Genomic DNA, 13,695 nt, shown 5'->3' with positions numbered 1-13,695 from the left:
GGAGGAGAACGTTATGCGCGAAGGGCAATTGACTTTTTTCGGCGGGGTAGGGAAGTCGGGAGGCGTACAGGTTGTTTACGGGAAAGGGAATCAGGGGCTTATGTTCGATTTCGGTGTAGAGCATAGCAGTCTGCTGTTCCCCAAGCAGTTGACGCTGTACCTGCCAGTAGGAGCGACGCCCGGCCGGGAGCTGCGGCAATATGTGCTGGGCGGGATGACCGCGCCGCTGGTTCAGCTGTATGACCCGGATCAGCTCGGCGGATTGGATATGCAGAAGGTGAGCCAGGTATGGGGCGATCGGCAGTTTCCTTCGTACGGGCAGATCAGCGTGTTTATCGGGCACATGCACACGGACCATATGGCCGTTCTTCCTTATGCGAAGCCGGGCCTTCCCGTCTATATGAACCACGACGCGTTTTCCTTGTATCGGGGCATGGTTGCAGGAGGACACTCTCCGGATACTGCGGCGCAGATTCAGGTATGCGAGGATTTAAGCGTCGTCGATTTCGGCGAATTTACGATGCAGATTATCGAGATGGACCATAATGCGACGGGATCAGCGGGAATCCTCATCGATGACGGCGTCCACAAAATCGCTTATACGGGAGACTGGCGGCGGCACGGCAAACATCCGGAGCGGATCGACCGGTTCATCCGGCTATGCCGCGAGCGACAGGTCGACCTGCTGATTACGGAAGGCACGCGTCTGGCAGCCGACCCGTTCGCCGAGATTCCGCGTCAGATGACGGAGGACGAACTGCTGGCCGGGTTCTCGGATAGGGTGAGCGAAGCGGAAGGACTTGTGTATGTGCAAATGTCGCCCCGCGATCTGGAACGAATGGCTAACCTGATGGCCATTGCCAACAAGAACGGGCGGGAGATCGTGATGGAGGCGTCCCAAGCTCTGATCTGGCATGCCGCTAATCGTGAGGGGCTGCGCATACTGAAGGGGCATCCGGCTCTCGGCGCGGATATCCGGGTGATCGATGCAACCGTGACCAACCCGATGACGACGATGCCTTACAGGACGATTTCGCTGGAGGAAGTGGCCGGGCGTAAACAGCAATACGTGTACTTTTTCAAATTCCCCGACCTTGCCCATCTGATCGAGCTGGAAACGCTTGGCGATCTGCAGGGGCGATCGCACTTCATTCAGTCCGATTACAGCGTAAAGCTGGAACATCCCGATGTGGCTAAATATTTGAAAACGTTCGGCATTACAGGCCATTCGTTGTGCAACGGAGGGCATGCGCATCCCGAGGCGATCGCCGACATGATCGAGGGGATTGCGCCCAAGGCGGTTATAACGCTGCACAGCCGTCATCCAAGATCGCAACATACGAGAGGCGTTTACGCTTATCATCCGGAAAAAGGCGAGACGGCGACAGTTTCGTCTATCCTGGCTTCGGCCACCCTTGCCGGAAACCGAGCCTGAAGCCGGCTTGGAGCAGAAGCGGCATATCACGATAGCGGAGGGAGCAGAACCAGCATGGCTGTAATCACTTTCGTCAGACACGGCGTGACCGATCACAATCTGGAGAAGAGAGCGCAAGGACATACGCCGAACCCGCTTAATGCGGAAGGAAGGGCGCAAGCGCAGCTCGTGGCCGGGCGTCTTGCCGAGGAGCAGTGGGACGTATTTATCTCCAGCGATCTGAGACGAGCCCGGGAAACAGCGGAGATTATAGCTGCGGCGATCGGCAAGCCGGTGGATTGCTTCGACCCGCGGCTGCGCGAGATGGACAGAGGGAAAATCGCCGACACGACGGAGGAAGAGCGGGTGGCGCGATGGGGGTCGGCCTGGAAGGAGCTGGATATGGGTCAGGAAACTCATGAGTCCATGCGCGCGCGCGGGATCGGATTTATCGAGGATATCGCCTCGCGTTATGCAGGCCAAAACGTGCTCGTCGTCACTCACGGGTATTTCCTTGGGCAGACGTTAAAGGAATTGATGAAGGACGAATCGACAGGCGGAGACTTGCGCAATACTTCCGTTACGAAGGTCGTTTGTAACGACGGGAAGTGGGCGTATAGGCTGTATGATTGCGTCAGGCATTTGCCGCAGCCATGACGACGGAGCACAGAGCGGAACATTCCGGCTTCGACGGACGGGAACGGCAGGGCGGCAGAGCAGGGGAACGACGGAACGACGGACGGCGGAATGACAGAATGACAGAATGACAGGCACGACTTAATGCAAAGAACCGGTCCTCATGCAGACTGACATGGGGCCGTTTTTTTTGATTAGAGCGCTCAATCGCTTCACCATGCTATAGCAGATGAGAGGTCATCCGCCTTGTCGGGCGAGCAGGTGCCGCAAGTGGTTCATTATCGTAGCGGTTTGGACCTTCCGCCCTGCTTCAAGCGGGGGAGGAAATGCGAGTTAGGGCGATTCGTACCCGTTATTTTAGCCAAAACCCGCTTGGACGGTGAAATAAGAGCGGTTAGGGGCTGTTAAAACCGGCGAAATGGTGCAGAAGCGCCGAGTTGGTTGAAATAAGGGGTACAAACCGCCTCTATTCGTCTCCAACATCCAACAATGCCGAAAATAGAGGCTGCCAAAGACTCCTATTTCGTGACAGAGCTCGTACGTTATTCGGTTCAGCGAAGCTAAACAGGGCCTGCTCCCAAAAAGGAGGGTAACGAGCTTCCTCCGGAGAGTCGAGTTGGTCCCAAAACCTCATCAACAACCGGCTGGAGCGCGAAGGTACCTAGGTTCTCCCACACACCAACGTTAGGTTTGCACACCCATGAACCGTCCGGGCGCCTGTACCGGACGGCTAGATCCGTGACATTCTGAACCAGGAGAAGCAACCTCTTACGCAGGGTCACGCATACAAGGTCGTTCCTCGTGGAAAAGACTTCGTTTAGAAGCTTTTCTTATGGAGACGGGGTGCACACATGTCGTCTATACCCGGTTCATTTCGCGATACTTGGAAGGCCGCATCCCCATACTTTTGGCAAATACAAGGCTTAAATAAAATCCGTTCTCATAGCCGCACCGGCCGGCAATCTGATCCAGCGTCATGTCGGTATCGAGCAGCAGCTCAGCCGCCTTGCGGATGCGCAACGTCCGCACGAAATCCGATGGCGTCATGCGGAACGCTTTCCGGAACCGGCGTGTAAACTGGACGGGGCTTAGTCCGAGCTGGCTGGAAAGGTCGTTCATGCCGAACGGGGCATGGGCGTGACGATGGAGCCATTCCGTCGCCTGGTTCATCAGCTCGTCTTCCGATACGGGAGGAGGCTCCAGCTGATCTTCGAGATGCCTGTCTTCCTCCCAATCCTCGCATGCAAGCTGCCAAATATCGTTAAGTACCGTCTGTTTGCGGTGGAAGCTGCGGGCATCGCCTGCGAGGTGAAGCTTGCGCAAGTAGGCGAAATCCGAAAAAAGCCGTTTGTCGTCCGCCGGGTGCGATTTGACGGATGGCAGCATCGGCCTCGCCTCGGCCGGTCCGCTCCCGGCGAATTGGAAGCCGATATAGTGGAGTCTCAGAGGCGACACCATCTCGCGATGAAACGTGCTGCCCGGCGGGCAAAAAATCAGCTCACCCGCGCCGGCCTCCCCGCTTTCCGCATCGATCCGATACCGGAACCTCCCCGTCTCGACGGCAAAGAGGACCCATACCGGATACGTATCCGCCTGCATTTCAAATTGTTCCTTGCGCTCGAAATAAAATTGATAATCCAGCATCAGCTGCCGGTCCCATAAAGGTTGCGCGTCCATGGCAGAGCATCAGCCCCTTTGTTGAAATAAATTATATTATAAATGACGGAATACTGTATGTTCAAGTCATTATATTTTTGTTCTAATGAAATAAAAATACGGTTTTACAATATCTTTACCGCCAGTTAACAGATTTCGCAGCTTGAGTTGCTATACTTTAAATGCCAATGGAGTGGTCAAAGGGAGAAACTTTGTTACATCACACCTATCAAAGGGAGGCATTTAGGAATGAACAACAGGAACATGAAGTTGTTGCTGAGTCTGTCCGTTATAGGAGCTGTCGCACTGGCCGGCTGCGCCAAGGAAGGAACGGGCGGGAACGCCGGCGGCGCCCCGGAGCCCGCGGCCGCCAAAGCCGCGGAGACGACTCCTGTTACACTCAAGTTTGCCGTACATTTGCCGATTAACGATGAGTTCAAGAAGCTGTACATCGAGCCAGTCACTAAGAAATATCCCCACATTGCGTTTGAGTTTTTTGAAGCAAGCAACTTCAAGGCGTACGACCAGCTCATTGTGTCCGGAGAAGTTCCGGATCTCTACATCTCGTTTAACGGCAATATGCCGGGTTTGAAGGATCGGGCCATCAACATGGATATGAAGCCGTTATTACTAAATAACAAAGTGGACTTGAACCGGTTTGAACCGAACTTTCTGGACGATATTCAATATGCGGTAACTGAGAAAGGCGAATTATACGGCTTGCCGATTGAAACGGCGTTCCATGCGCTGTATTACAACAAAGATATATTCGATAAATTCGGCGTCCCTTACCCGAAGGACGGCATGACGATGGAGGAGGCTTTGGAGCTCACCAGGAAAGTGACGCGAAACGAAAACGGCGTCCAGTACCGGGGCTGGGATTTCGGGAGTATTGTGCGAATGGCTCAGCCTCTCGGGCTCGTCTATATAGATCCTAAGATTGAGAAAGCGATAACCTCAAGCGACAGCTGGAGACGCGTATTCGAGCTCGGTAAGCAAATTTATTCGATTCCCGGGAACGAGCCGTCGAAAGATTCGAAAATGAACGGATTAAGCGGGTTTACGAAAAATCGGACGATTGCTATGCTGAATGAGACCAGCAAGTTCTCGCAGTTGAAAGAGGCAGAGAAGGACGGACTCAACTGGGATGTCGTGCAGCATCCGTTTTATGCGGATCGGCCGAATATTTATGGGAATTCGACCGTTTATATGATTGGAGCCGTTCCGACAACCAAACATATGGACCAGGTGCTTCAGGTGATGGAAGTACTCACATCCGACGAAGTGCAGATGAACGTCTCCAAGTCCGGCCGGATATCCCCGCTTAAAAACGCGGCGGTGAAGAAAGCGTTCGGGCAGGGCGATCCTGTCTTGCAAGGGAAAAACGTGGCCGGCATTGTGAAAGGCAGCCCGGTGAAATACCCGGTTTACTTGTACCGGGAAATTGCGGAACCGCTGACCAATAAAAAGTTTACCGATTTCATGAACCGCTCGGACGATGCGTATACCGTGCTGCGGGAGCTGGATCATGAAATCAATCAAGCGCTCGAAACCCAAAAGTAAAAAGGAGGAAAAAGCATGCGTCTTTCCACGACAACCGCTACTTTCAGCCAAACTTTATCGGGAGGGTATACGCCGTACAAGGATGCGATGAGAAGGTTAAAGGCGGTCGGGTACGAGGTGCTGGATATTAACTTTTGCCGGGCTCTGACGGGCCAGACCGATCTGGTCTGCGACAACTGGGAGACCCTGATGCACGAGCTCCGGGAAGAGGCCGAGCGGCTGGGCGTCGAGTTCAGCCAGTCGCACCCCGTGTTTTTGCCCGGACATGTGAATCATCAGCCGGCTGAACGGCTGGAGGTTTATGAGGAAATGATGCGCCGGTCCATCATTGCCAGCTCCATTCTCGGTGTCAAATGGGCGGTCGTGCACCCTCACGAAGACCGGGAGACGACGGCCTTGGACGCCGATGCCTGCATCAAGGACAATGTGGAACATTTCACGCCGATCGTCGAGCTGGCCGTCAAGCACAATGTAGGGATCGCCTTTGAAAATATGATTGAACGAGAGACGTCCAAAAGACGGTTTGCCAGCCATGCCGCCGAGCTCGCCGCCTTAATCGACGTCTGGGGCGATTCCCGGATCGGTGCGTGCTGGGATTTCGGGCACGGAAACTTCCTGTACAAGGATCAGCGCCCGGCGCTGCGCACGCTTGGCAAGCGGCTGAAGGCGACGCATATCAACGACAATTACGGCAAATCGGATGAGCATATGTTTCCGTTCCACGGCAGCGTCGACTGGCATTCCGTCATACCGGTGCTTGTCGAGATCGGTTACGAGGGCGATTTTACTTATGAAACGCACAAGGAATTTGGCCGCCTGCCCGAGTCCCTCAAAGACCCTCTGGCGAAGATCGGGTACGACATCGCCCAGTATTGCCTGACCCTTGCGCAGCCGTAAAGGCAGAGTCAGCAGCTAAGCAGCGAGCGCCGATTCTAGCGTACCAATAGAAAGCGAAAAGCCGCCGATTCATTCAGCGGCTTTTTTCATTACAAGGCGATCCCGACCAAAGTCCAGTTCAGATAAGGGCGCCGGTCTGATTTGGTTCAGACCGGAACGCTGTATAATAAAATCAAAACAAAATTCGTCAACAGCTGGCAGGAGACTAATTTGAATAGACTGAGGTGTTTCAGATGGATTTTCTTAAAGGGTTTGGGAAGCTGGCGGGGGATGTAACGGGGCTGGTACTTGGAGGTACTGTACGTGTTGCCGGCGAGCTTGTAAATAGCAATTACATTAAAGAGATCGGCAATGATATAGAAAGAGTAACCGCCAAGACAGGGGAGCTTGCAGGGCAAGCAGCGAGCGGCGTCTGGGATGTAGGCGCAGGCTTGTTAACGGCGGATAAGCAGCAAGCGAAGACAGGACTCGACGAGCTGGGTGATGCTGCAGCTACAACCGTTAAAGGTGTTGGCCATGGGATCGAATATGTGGTCGAAAGCGGGAAAGAGATGATGACAGGCATCAAAGAAAACGATTCAGAGTTACTTAAAGAAGGCGCAATGAAGCTGGGGAAGGCAGCGGCGATCACCACCATTGGCATCGGCTTGGTCGATCTTGTAGATGGCCCGGACGGAACGGGTTCGTCTGGTACAGCATAAAGTGACGCCCAATATCCAGGGAATGCACAGATCCCCCTTCAAACATTCCAACAATGAATGTGAACGCGAGGCTTCAGGTATGCTCCAACTCGCCTAATGGATCTTATAGGCCACACGAATAGCGGTTTGTATCGCTCCTTGAACCCAACCATGATAGTCCGAAGCATGTTCTCCGGCGAAATGCACTCTTCCCTCTTATGTGCCGCTCCTGCGACAAACGTTTTGTACAAGACGTTGCCGTGTATAGCGGCCATAACCTTAAAAGCCTTTTGTACTTGTTTGTCGGCCGAAGTACTTGACCGAATCGCTCCCCTCATGCCTGATCATATGATGCGGGAAGAATGTTATTACTTAATGAATCCCGCAACTTTAGGTTTGGTGCCCGATCCGAATGCGACCCGGCCAAGCCAAGAGTGGAGGCATAAACCAGTCGGCATAGCAAGCCGGATTTTTGTATCGGGAGGGGGAGCGAGAGCAAGCTCCCTTTTTTCTTTTGCCATTGATTCCTTTTGCTTTTTCCCGGAGCCGTAGAATGATCTGGCCTCAAGCGGGTTAAGGGAGTATACTTTTCTGTGGGAAGCCATCCGGCTACGATGGATAGAATACGACGTTTGGGGAAAGCAGGTATTCGATAATGGACAATAACGAGCTGCGATTGGGACGACTGCATCAATGCACGTTCGAGCAGGCATTGGAACTGAAGAAGCGAGGCTTCGAAGGTTATCACGCCGAAATGGCGATTCATTATCCCGGGTTTGCGCGTCCTCCGGCGCCGACGGGAGTTCCTGTTCCAGGCGAGCTGGACCGGATGCTGGACGGGTTCGGAACGGAGGGAATACGGCCGGAGTTGTCGGTTGTATGCTTCGCGGGCGATAAACCGGTCGGATTCGTATTCATCGCAGTGAAGCAGACGGGCGGCAAGAAGCTCGTCTGGAACGGCGGAACGGGCGTGTTCCCGGAGTACCGCGGCAAAGGGATTGCGAAAGCGATGATGCTGGAAGCGGGCAAGGTGATTCGGGAGCAGGAAGCGGATTGCGCCTTCCTGGAGGTAGTCGCCAAAAACGAGCATGCGATCAGGGCCTATCAGAAAGGAGGCTTTGAAATCGCAGATCGATTAATTGGGATGACGCATACAGGGACGGGAACAGCATTCTTTGACCGCACGGTTGGTCTCGACGATATTCGTCTTGTTCATGGCGCCCCGACGGCGGTGTCCAAACTGCCTTTCTACCGATCCGAGGCGGCTTGGTGGTGCATGTGGCACAATATGAAGACAGGGCAGTCCGTTACAGCGTTCGATCCGGAGGGCAAGGAAATCGGTTATGCCTTGTTTAATCGTGCTTATGGAGCGGACGGCGAGCTGAAGTCCGTTGTACTTAAACAATGCGAGGTGAGTGCAGCTTGCGTGGACAGAGAGGTCGTATTCCGATTGTTGCTGTCTGAGGCTTATGGATCTTTCGATCCTGCCGTTACCTATAAAACCGCCGACTTATCGATGTCGAATCCCGAGGTTGTCCGTATGCACGAGGCAGCCGGGTTTATTACAAACTATGAACAATACCTGATGATGATGAAATAGACGGTAAAGAAGCAGCGAAGGTGTAAAGCAAGAACCGGCCGGAGATAATTCCGGCCGGATTCTCGGATTTGTCAGCAAGGATTGCCGAAGGGCGGCGTATTCCCTGCATTAGTCCTCTATTTTCCCAAAGCCCTTCCACACCCCGGGTGTGCCCGAAGCGGTGCAGACCCATCCGATCGTCCCGCTGGCAGCGGGGTCCACGTTGTAGAATAGATCTCCTTGCTTATAATTCACGTAGTAGTTCGAGGCTTGAGGAACCTGGGCGGCGGGGTCAGAATCGCGATCCGTCTCGTCATATCGGTCGATTGCCCCGGGAGAGCCCGGTTGACGGACACGAAATATTGTTTGATCAAAACCGATGCCGCATCAAAATAACGAATGCCTGCTTGAATCGAGATGAAGTCGGCCCCTGCCAGAGGATAATCCGCTTTGCTCGTAATAGCGAGTATATATTTCCTGTCGTCCCGCAGGGTTACACGATTGCGCGAAGAAGTTACCCACTTTTCGCGGATGTTCGGCTTTTGACCCTGCTTATAGGCGGCCGGAATGAACCGGATAAGAGCGGTTTGTAACCGTTATTTTGTTCAAAACTTGCCTGGTGGGGGAAATAAGAGCGGTTTGAAGCGGCTAATATCCACGATAAGGGTGCAGACCGTGCGAATTGGTTGAAATAAGGGGTGCAAACCGCCTTTATTTGGCCCAGTTTCTCGAAAAGGCCGAAAATAGGAGGTGCCAAAGACTTCTATTTTGTCATAGAGAGCCCGCACGCAATACGTTTTCAGCGATGTCCTATTTCGCCATAGGGCCCACACGCATGACGTTTTGCAGCGATGTCGAACACGTCCTGCTTGTGCGCGGAGTCGGAGCCTCTGCCCGCGAGAAAGAGTGTGTTTTCACCGGTCGCTGCTGCAAACGAAAGACAGCACAATATCTTGCGGATGGTCGCCGAACCCGGAGCCGAACAAGTTCAGGCCGTCCTTGTTGACGTTCACCTGCTCGGGCGCCCCCTTAGCATTCATCGAAACAACCTCCGGGTTATTCCGACGAGTGGTAAGGGGGTGTTTTTTCAGACACTGTGCGTCTTCCTGTACGTCGCCGGAGTAACATTCATATGTTTTCTGAAAATCCGGTTCAAATAATAACCGTTCTGGTATCCGATGCTCTCCGAGATTTGCTCCAGCGTCAAAGTCGTTTCCAGCAGCAGCCGCTTCGCCTTCTCCAGACGAATCGAGGTGAGATGCTGAATCGGCGTGATCCCGAAGTCTGCCTTGAATTTCTGGGTGAATCGGGCCGGGCTTAATCCGAGCATAGCGGCTATCTGCTTCAGGTCGATCGTTTGGAAGGCGTGCTTTTGGATAAGGGAAGAGGCTTTGAGCATAATCGGCTCGGGCTTATTTGGCATGATCCGGTCTTCAGACTCCGCCCCCTCCCCGGATTCCCCGCAATACAGCAGCCAGATGTCCTGCACATAATGGCTGATCCGATGCAGTCTTCGCTCGGTATCGAACGTCTCGGATTGTTTCATCATCTTATAGTTGGCGAGAAGGCGGCTTGTATTTTGCAAATTGATTTTGCCTGTGAAAAACTCCCGGTGTTCGGCCGGCTCCATCCGGCTTCCCTCCCGGGTAAACCAGCGCAGGCGCAATACGAAAAAAGTGAGAGGCTCGACGATGACACGGCGAAACGGCGTTTTCGGAGGACAGATGAGAAGATCTCCAAACGTCGCGATTCCTTTGTCCCCGCCCAGCTCGTAATAAAACGAACCGCTTTCCACGGCGAAAATGGTCCATTCCTTGTACGTATCTTCATAAAACAAAAACTTGTCTTTGCGCTCCCAATACATCGAGTAAATCAATCGGGGCACGCAATCGCTCAACAGGAAGCCGTCCACAGGTCAACCTCCTCTGCAGTAAGAAATGAAAGCGATTAAATTATGTATACAGTGTAATTAAAAAACCGGCATTTTAAAAGGAAAACGGCTGTTCTAGTATGAAGTCAGAACGACTACAGATTAAATTTTTCGGAGGAAACCATGAAGCTGGATCAAGAAAACCGCAAAAGAACCGTTTTGAACACGCAATTATTCGTAGCGGGAGGGGGGCTTGCCGGAGTAGCGGCCGCGATCGCAGCGGCGCGCAACGGAGTTAGCGTGATTTTGTGTCAAGACCGGTCTGTATTAGGGGGAAACGCTTCGTCGGAAATCCGGATGCACGTATCCGGCTCGTCTCCACGGGGGAAAGAACTGCAGACGGAGGCGAGGGAGAGCGGCATCATCGAAGAAATCATGCTGGAATGCGCCGTACGCAACCCTCAGCGCAGCGCTTCGATGCTCGATCTGATTTTGTACGAAACATGCAGAGACGAACCGCTCCTGACACTGATGCTGAATACGGCGGTTGTCGGCGTGCGGAAGGAAGGCAACCGGATTGCGGCGGCCTACGTCAACCGGGAGAGCACGGAAGATTATTTTGAAATCGAGGCTGCGATTTTCGCCGACTGTACAGGGGACGGGAGACTCGGCTTCGAGGCGGGCGCGTCGTTCACGACCGGAAGAGAGGCGGCCGGGGATTATGGGGAATCCGCAGCAGTCGGGCAAAACGACGCTTACCGGCTCGGTTCCTCGCTGCTGTTCACGGCGCGGGACGAGGGCAGGCCGATGCCGTTTGTCAAGCCGTTCTGGGCGCGCACTTTCAGTGAGGACGATTTGCGCTTCCGCGGACATCACTCGTGGGAATACGGATACTGGTGGATCGAGTTCGGCGGCATGATGGATACGATCAAAGATAACGAGACGATCCGCGACGAGCTGCTGGCGATTTTGATGGGGGTCTGGGACCATATCAAGAACAGCGGCAATCACCCCGAATCGTTGAACTGGGCGCTTGATTGGTTCGGATTTTTGCCGGGCAAACGGGAATCGCGCCGGTTTATCGGGAAGCACGTGCTGACCCAGAACGATTTGGAGCAGGCAATCGATTTCGAAGATGTAATCGCTTACGGCGGCTGGTCGATGGATACGCACCCTCCGGGGGGTATCGACGCCAAAGAAGAGAAGCCGTGCAACCAGCCGTATACGCCATACATGTATGGCATCCCTCTAAGATCGTTAATCAGCGAAAATATCGCCAACCTGATGTTCGCCGGGCGCAACATGTCGGCTACGCATATCGCCTTCTCCAGCACAAGGGTGATGGCCACTTGCGCGGTGGCGGGAGAAGGGCTTGGCACATTCGCCGCGGCCGCGTTGAAATCGGGAAAACCGCTGGAGGACGCCTGGTGCGACAAGCCGCTTGTTGAGGAAGCTCAGCAGCAGCTGCTGCGGCAAGGGGCGTATTTGCCGGGACGGCTGCTGGCGGATCGCAACCGGGCGGCGGAAGCGCGAATAACGGCCTCCTCCGAGCAGGAAATCGGGCGCGCTGCGCAAGTCGTCGACCGTCATACAAGGACGGTGTCGGGACCGCTTGGCGTACGGCCGGATCTGACCGCTCCGGGGACGCACCGCTGGATGTCGGACCCATCCGATCCGGCGCCGTGGCTGGAGCTGCGCTGGGAGGAGCCGATCGACATCCACGGCATCACCATCGTTTTGGATACCGGACTGCATCGGTACTTGACCTTATCGCACCAAAAAGCGCATCAAAACAAAATGGTGTGGGGGCATCAGCCGGAAACGATCAAGCAATTTCGTGTGCTGGCGGAAATTAACGGAGAGGTTCGAGAGATCGTCCACGTCCGCGACAATTATAAACGCCAGCTGAAATTCGACATCCCGATGAACCGCGTCTCCTGCCTGCGTATCGAAGTGACCGGTACGAACGGTATTAATCATGCCCGAATCGTCGAGATTCGTGTGGAATGAACGCTTCAACTGTATAAGTTGAACTTATATAGCGGTTGAAAAAAATTTGGAAGGGTGTCCCCCATGAAAATGAAAACGTTTTTGTCTCTGTCCGGTATCGGCGTACTCCTGTTGACCGGCTGCAGCCAAACAGTATCCGAACAAGGAGAGCCTGGCGAGCAGCCGCAGCCTCCGCAAGCCAAAGCTGAGCCGGTAACGCTGCAGGTAGCCAGCCAAGGCTCCAGCACGGTGCTGGACGAGGAGTTTAAAAATGTCGTCCAATCGTTTCTGGCCAAGAAATACCCGCATATTACGCTGAATTACAATCCGGAAGGCGCGGGTACGTCACTTGATGCGCTTATGGCTGCAGGAACGATTCCGGATCTCATCGTTACGTTCAACGGCAATCTGGCTTCGTATAAAGAAAAAGAACTCGTGTCCGATATGACGCCGCTGTTCCAAACATCCAATATCGATCTGAACCGTTTCGAGCCCGGATACATCACCGATGTGAAGAACGCTTCGGATAAAGGGGAAATTTACGGACTGCCCATTAATGTGAACTACCACGCGATGTACTACAACAAAGACATCTTCGATAAATTCGGAGCGCCTTATCCGACGGACGGGATGAGTTGGGAGCAGCTCATCGATTTGGCCAAAAAAGTGACGCGCCTGGAAGGAGGAACCCAGTTCCGCGGACTGGACCCGGGGAGTACCGTGATCTGGATGTCGCAGCCGTTGTCGATCGCGGCGATCGATCCGAGAACAGATAAAGCGACCGTCCGTAACGACAATTGGAACAGAGTGTTCAAGCTGGCCAAGTCGATCTATGAAATACCCGGCAACGGCCTCATAACGGCTACGCCGAAAGATCAGTTCATGAAAAGTAAAACGTTAGCCGTGCTGCTCGATTTGAACATTTTAACCCCATTATCGGCTGCCGGGAAAGACGGGCTGAACTGGGATATCGCGCAGTATCCGAGTTATACGGAAAAGCCGAATACGTACGGCAATGCCAGCGTCTACGTTATGGTGGCGACCAAGACGGGCAAACACCGGGACGATGCAGTAAAAGCGATCGAACTGATCACTTCGGAGGAAGTGCAGCTCGCGCTATCCAAAAAAGGAAGACTGTCCCCCCTGAAGAGCGATCAAGTGAAGCAAGCGCTCGGCGCGGACAATCCCGACTTGAAAAGTAAACGATTACCAAGCATTTTTAAAAGCACTCCCGTTGCGTACCCGGTCGCTTCGCCGTATCGGGGGAAGGCGGAAGGCATCCTCGTGAACAAATTCAGAGAATACGTAAACGGTTCGATGGACGAGAATACGGCGCTTGCCCAGGCAGAGGAAGAGATCAACAAGCTGGTTGCGACGGAGAAGAACAAATAACGGGTGAGGTTCTGAAGTG

Annotated in this window: 11 protein-coding genes and 2 pseudogenes; 9 read left to right on the top strand and 4 right to left on the bottom strand. The window is 53.8% G+C overall.

Annotated elements, in window-relative coordinates; translation table 11 throughout:
* Positions 1 to 13 precede the first annotated feature (13 nt).
* A complete protein-coding gene (locus IDH45_RS10295; protein WP_190927178.1) occupies positions 14 to 1,435 on the top strand; it encodes an MBL fold metallo-hydrolase in 1,422 nt (473 codons plus the stop codon).
* A 54-nt stretch (positions 1,436 to 1,489) separates the two neighbouring features.
* The gene (locus tag IDH45_RS10290) at positions 1,490 to 2,071 is read left to right on the top strand and encodes a histidine phosphatase family protein (protein ID WP_190927177.1); all 582 of its coding nucleotides are present in this window, start codon (positions 1,490 to 1,492) and stop codon (positions 2,069 to 2,071) included.
* An 837-nt stretch (positions 2,072 to 2,908) separates the two neighbouring features.
* On the opposite strand, the gene IDH45_RS10285 is transcribed toward IDH45_RS10290, so the two are convergent.
* Positions 2,909 to 3,727, bottom strand: a complete 819-nt coding sequence (locus tag IDH45_RS10285; RefSeq protein ID WP_190927175.1) for an AraC family transcriptional regulator — start codon at positions 3,725 to 3,727, stop codon at positions 2,909 to 2,911.
* Positions 3,728 to 3,955: 228 nt separating this feature from the next.
* Between IDH45_RS10285 and IDH45_RS10280 the strand changes: the two genes are divergently transcribed.
* The 3 genes from IDH45_RS10280 to IDH45_RS10270 all read left to right on the top strand — a co-directional run bounded on the left by IDH45_RS10280 (position 3,956) and on the right by IDH45_RS10270 (position 6,867).
* Positions 3,956 to 5,269, top strand: a complete 1,314-nt coding sequence (locus tag IDH45_RS10280; RefSeq protein WP_190927173.1) for an ABC transporter substrate-binding protein — start codon at positions 3,956 to 3,958, stop codon at positions 5,267 to 5,269.
* Between the two features lie 15 nt (positions 5,270 to 5,284).
* Complete coding sequence (locus tag IDH45_RS10275) at positions 5,285 to 6,166, top strand: sugar phosphate isomerase/epimerase family protein (protein WP_190927171.1); 882 nt, start codon at positions 5,285 to 5,287, stop codon at positions 6,164 to 6,166.
* A gap of 233 nt (positions 6,167 to 6,399) precedes the next feature.
* Positions 6,400 to 6,867, top strand: a complete 468-nt coding sequence (locus IDH45_RS10270) for a hypothetical protein (protein ID WP_190927169.1) — start codon at positions 6,400 to 6,402, stop codon at positions 6,865 to 6,867.
* 93 nt (positions 6,868 to 6,960) lie between these two features.
* Here the strand turns inward: IDH45_RS10270 and IDH45_RS10265 are convergent.
* Positions 6,961 to 7,062 (bottom strand): annotated as a pseudogene (locus IDH45_RS10265) (FAD-dependent oxidoreductase); the annotation flags it as partial.
* An 84-nt stretch (positions 7,063 to 7,146) separates the two neighbouring features.
* Between IDH45_RS10265 and IDH45_RS35230 the strand changes: the two are divergent.
* A pseudogene (locus IDH45_RS35230) lies at positions 7,147 to 7,292 on the top strand (DUF2935 domain-containing protein); the annotation flags it as partial.
* 209 nt (positions 7,293 to 7,501) lie between these two features.
* The gene (locus IDH45_RS10260; protein ID WP_190927165.1) at positions 7,502 to 8,446 is read left to right on the top strand and encodes a GNAT family N-acetyltransferase; all 945 of its coding nucleotides are present in this window, start codon (positions 7,502 to 7,504) and stop codon (positions 8,444 to 8,446) included.
* A gap of 893 nt (positions 8,447 to 9,339) precedes the next feature.
* On the opposite strand, the gene IDH45_RS34630 is transcribed toward IDH45_RS10260, so the two are convergent.
* Together IDH45_RS34630 and IDH45_RS34955 are read right to left on the bottom strand one after the other, a co-directional pair.
* On the bottom strand, positions 9,340 to 9,465 hold the full coding sequence (locus IDH45_RS34630; RefSeq protein ID WP_263364801.1) for a hypothetical protein: 126 nt from the start codon (positions 9,463 to 9,465) through the stop codon (positions 9,340 to 9,342).
* 47 nt (positions 9,466 to 9,512) lie between these two features.
* Positions 9,513 to 10,337 carry a helix-turn-helix transcriptional regulator gene (locus tag IDH45_RS34955; protein ID WP_190927163.1) on the bottom strand — a complete coding sequence of 275 codons (825 nt, stop codon included), beginning with the start codon at positions 10,335 to 10,337 and terminating at the stop codon, positions 9,513 to 9,515.
* Positions 10,338 to 10,478: 141 nt separating this feature from the next.
* Between IDH45_RS34955 and IDH45_RS10250 the strand changes: the two genes are divergently transcribed.
* Both IDH45_RS10250 and IDH45_RS10245 read left to right on the top strand, forming a co-directional pair.
* Positions 10,479 to 12,305: an FAD-dependent oxidoreductase gene (locus IDH45_RS10250; RefSeq protein WP_190927161.1), complete on the top strand. Its 1,827-nt coding sequence runs from the start codon at positions 10,479 to 10,481 to the stop codon at positions 12,303 to 12,305.
* A gap of 63 nt (positions 12,306 to 12,368) precedes the next feature.
* Positions 12,369 to 13,676: an ABC transporter substrate-binding protein gene (locus tag IDH45_RS10245; RefSeq protein WP_190927159.1), complete on the top strand. Its 1,308-nt coding sequence runs from the start codon at positions 12,369 to 12,371 to the stop codon at positions 13,674 to 13,676.
* Positions 13,677 to 13,695 lie beyond the last annotated feature (19 nt).

Origin of the sequence: Paenibacillus oceani (genome assembly GCF_014705615.1) — a bacterium.
Taxonomy (GTDB): domain Bacteria; phylum Bacillota; class Bacilli; order Paenibacillales; family NBRC-103111; genus Paenibacillus_AB; species Paenibacillus_AB oceani.
This window is presented reverse-complemented; position numbering and strand designations above follow the sequence as displayed.

Excerpts from the sequence above, each read along its gene's own strand:
- IDH45_RS10275 (WP_190927171.1), top strand. The coding sequence starts at position 5,285 with ATGCGTCTTTCCACGACAACCGCTACTTTCAGCCAAACTTTATCGGGA.
- IDH45_RS10290 (WP_190927177.1), top strand. The coding sequence starts at position 1,490 with ATGGCTGTAATCACTTTCGTCAGACACGGCGTGACCGATCACAATCTG.
- IDH45_RS10245 (WP_190927159.1), top strand. The coding sequence starts at position 12,369 with ATGAAAATGAAAACGTTTTTGTCTCTGTCCGGTATCGGCGTACTCCTG.
- IDH45_RS10280 (WP_190927173.1), top strand. The coding sequence starts at position 3,956 with ATGAACAACAGGAACATGAAGTTGTTGCTGAGTCTGTCCGTTATAGGA.
- IDH45_RS10250 (WP_190927161.1), top strand. The coding sequence starts at position 10,479 with ATGAAGCTGGATCAAGAAAACCGCAAAAGAACCGTTTTGAACACGCAA.
- IDH45_RS34630 (WP_263364801.1), bottom strand. The coding sequence starts at position 9,465 with ATGAATGCTAAGGGGGCGCCCGAGCAGGTGAACGTCAACAAGGACGGC.
- IDH45_RS10260 (WP_190927165.1), top strand. The coding sequence starts at position 7,502 with ATGGACAATAACGAGCTGCGATTGGGACGACTGCATCAATGCACGTTC.
- IDH45_RS10285 (WP_190927175.1), bottom strand. The coding sequence starts at position 3,727 with ATGGACGCGCAACCTTTATGGGACCGGCAGCTGATGCTGGATTATCAA.
- IDH45_RS10295 (WP_190927178.1), top strand. The coding sequence starts at position 14 with ATGCGCGAAGGGCAATTGACTTTTTTCGGCGGGGTAGGGAAGTCGGGA.
- IDH45_RS10270 (WP_190927169.1), top strand. The coding sequence starts at position 6,400 with ATGGATTTTCTTAAAGGGTTTGGGAAGCTGGCGGGGGATGTAACGGGG.